The sequence below is a fragment of the Kitasatospora sp. NPDC091257 genome, from assembly GCF_044757675.1.
GTDB classification, from domain to species: Bacteria; Actinomycetota; Actinomycetes; order Streptomycetales; family Streptomycetaceae; genus Kitasatospora; species Kitasatospora lactacystinica.
On the sequence record NZ_JBIVVI010001435.1, the window covers coordinates 1 to 2,034 of the forward strand.

The following is a 2,034-nucleotide window of genomic DNA, read 5'->3' on the forward strand; positions in this document are numbered from 1 at the left end:
CACCTGGATCGACCCGGCGGTGGTCCGGCTCGGCGCCGCCGAACTCGGTGCCGAGCGCGCCGAGGAGGCGATGACCACCGGCTCGGCCCGGGCCCGGCACTGGGTGAGGCCCAGCGCGGGGACCGGGTTCGGCGCGTCCAGGACTTCTGGCTGCACCGGGTCGGTGAGTACTGGCTCGTCACCCGGCACGCCGACGTGCGGCGCGTGCTGGCCGACCAGGAGACGTTCGCGATGTACGACCCGCAACGCGCTCCGGTCCTGCCGAACGAGCTCCTCAACATGGACCCGCCGGAGCACACGCGGCTGCGCCACGTCCTGACGCCGGAGTTCACCGGGAAGCGGATCCGCTCACTGGAGCCGATGATCCGCACCCTGGTCGGCGAGCTGATCGACGCCATGGAATCGCGGGGTCCCACGGCGGACCTGATGGCCGACTTCGCCCTGCCGCTGCCGCTCGGGGTGATCTGCGCGATGCTCGGCGTTCCCGACCCCGACCAGGGGCGGTTCCACCGCTGGTCCCGTACCACGCTGGATCTCGGGCTCCCCATCGAGGAACGGCTCGTGGCCGGCCGGGAATCGCACGCGTACATGGCCTCCCTGGTGGCGGAGAAGCGGCGCAGCCCGGACGACGGGATGATCGGCACGCTCGTCCGGGACCACGGCGGCGCGGTGTCGGACTCCGAACTGGTCGGCGTCTGCGAGTTGCTGCTGCTCGCCGGCCACGTCACGGTGTCCAACACGATCGGCCTGGGCGTGCTCGCCCTGCTGTCGCACCCGGAGCAGGCCGACCGGTTGCGCGACGCTCCTGAGGCCGATCCGGTGATCGACACCGCCGTCGAGGAACTGCTGCGGTACCTGTCCGTGTCCAGCACCGCGCTGGCCCGGACCGCGCGGTGCGACACCGCGATCGGCGGCGTGCCGATCAAGGCCGGTGACCAGGTCGTCTGTCAACTGCCGGTGGCCAACCGCGACCCGGCGCTCGGCGCCGGGATGGACCGCTTCGACATCGCACGCACACCCGTGTCGCACCTGGCCTTCGGGCACGGCCCGCACCACTGCCTCGGCGCGCCGCTGGCCCGCGCCGAACTGCGGATCGCGGTGCCCGCGCTCCTGCGGCGACTGCCCGGTCTCGCGCTCGCGTGTCCCGCCGAGGATGTGCCCTACCGCGTCAACAACGAGGTCTACGGTCTCGACGCGTTGCCTGTCACCTGGTGACCCGTGACGGTGACGGGAACCAGGGCGGCGTCGAGCAACGGTGCGACGGACGTCCGCTGCGGCCTCCGGCACCTCGGCCGCACCGTCCCGGCAGATCGGAGAACGGCTTCACCGGGCGCGACACCACCTTCAGGACCTGGAACCAGCCCCACCCGGCCCGCATACTGGCGGGAGCCGACGGCATCCCGGTCCACGGCGACCAGCGCTCGGAGCGGGACGTGGGACGCGGGACGAGGCAGGCACTCGTTCCGGCGCGGGTGCCGGGGCGTCCGCCGTCCACCGACGCCGACGAGGAAGAACCCGCCATGACCTACACCGTGGATTTCGACACCGTCTCGACCGTCGGTCTGGAGTCTTCACCCGTCGCGGAGGCGCTGGCCGGTCTGCGGGCGAACGAGGCCCGCTATTTCAGGAACAAGTACGACCACGTCTTCACGGTGGAGCCGGCCGGCGACGCCCAGGAGGCCGTCGACTGGGTGCACCGGATCCTCAAGGAGGAACGGGACATCGTCATCGCCTCCCGCCCGCTGGAGGCCACGGCCTTTCAGGTCGAGAACATCCGCATGGCCTATGTCTTCTACGAGAGCGGGCTGTCGATCAACGTGATGTACACCGTCGACGACGCCAAGAAGCGGGCGGTCGGGTTCAAGCTCTCCGAGGGGATGGAGATCCCGGAGGAGCTCGCCTCCCGTTTCAAGTTCGCCCGGCAGAAGTCGAAGCTCGCCGGTGTCATCCGCGGCTCGTTCTTCGTCGTCAAGAACGAGTACTGACCGCGGCACGCTCCTTCCTGGCGGCGCTGCGGACCAACGGGCGCAAGGC

General features: G+C 70.7%; 3 protein-coding genes. 2 read left to right on the plus strand and 1 reads right to left on the minus strand.

Annotated elements, in window-relative coordinates; genetic code table 11:
* On the minus strand, positions 1-246 hold a 246-nt coding region (locus tag ACIQOV_RS39090; protein WP_401055610.1), incomplete at its 3' end, for a hypothetical protein.
* Between ACIQOV_RS39090 and ACIQOV_RS39095 the strand changes: the two genes are divergently transcribed.
* Positions 232-1,215 carry a cytochrome P450 gene (locus tag ACIQOV_RS39095; RefSeq protein WP_401055612.1) on the plus strand — a complete coding sequence of 328 codons (984 nt, stop codon included), beginning with the start codon at positions 232-234 and terminating at the stop codon, positions 1,213-1,215. The genes ACIQOV_RS39090 and ACIQOV_RS39095 overlap by 15 nt on opposite strands.
* Positions 1,216-1,520: 305 nt before the next feature.
* Positions 1,521-1,985 (plus strand): phage tail protein, encoded by a 465-nt coding sequence (locus ACIQOV_RS39100; RefSeq protein WP_401055614.1) that lies wholly within the window; start codon positions 1,521-1,523, stop codon positions 1,983-1,985.
* Positions 1,986-2,034: the final 49 nt, after the last annotated feature.

Coding starts and splice junctions, on each gene's coding strand:
- ACIQOV_RS39095 (WP_401055612.1), top strand. CDS start 232: ATGTACGACCCGCAACGCGCTCCGGTCCTGCCGAACGAGCTCCTCAAC.
- ACIQOV_RS39100 (WP_401055614.1), top strand. CDS start 1,521: ATGACCTACACCGTGGATTTCGACACCGTCTCGACCGTCGGTCTGGAG.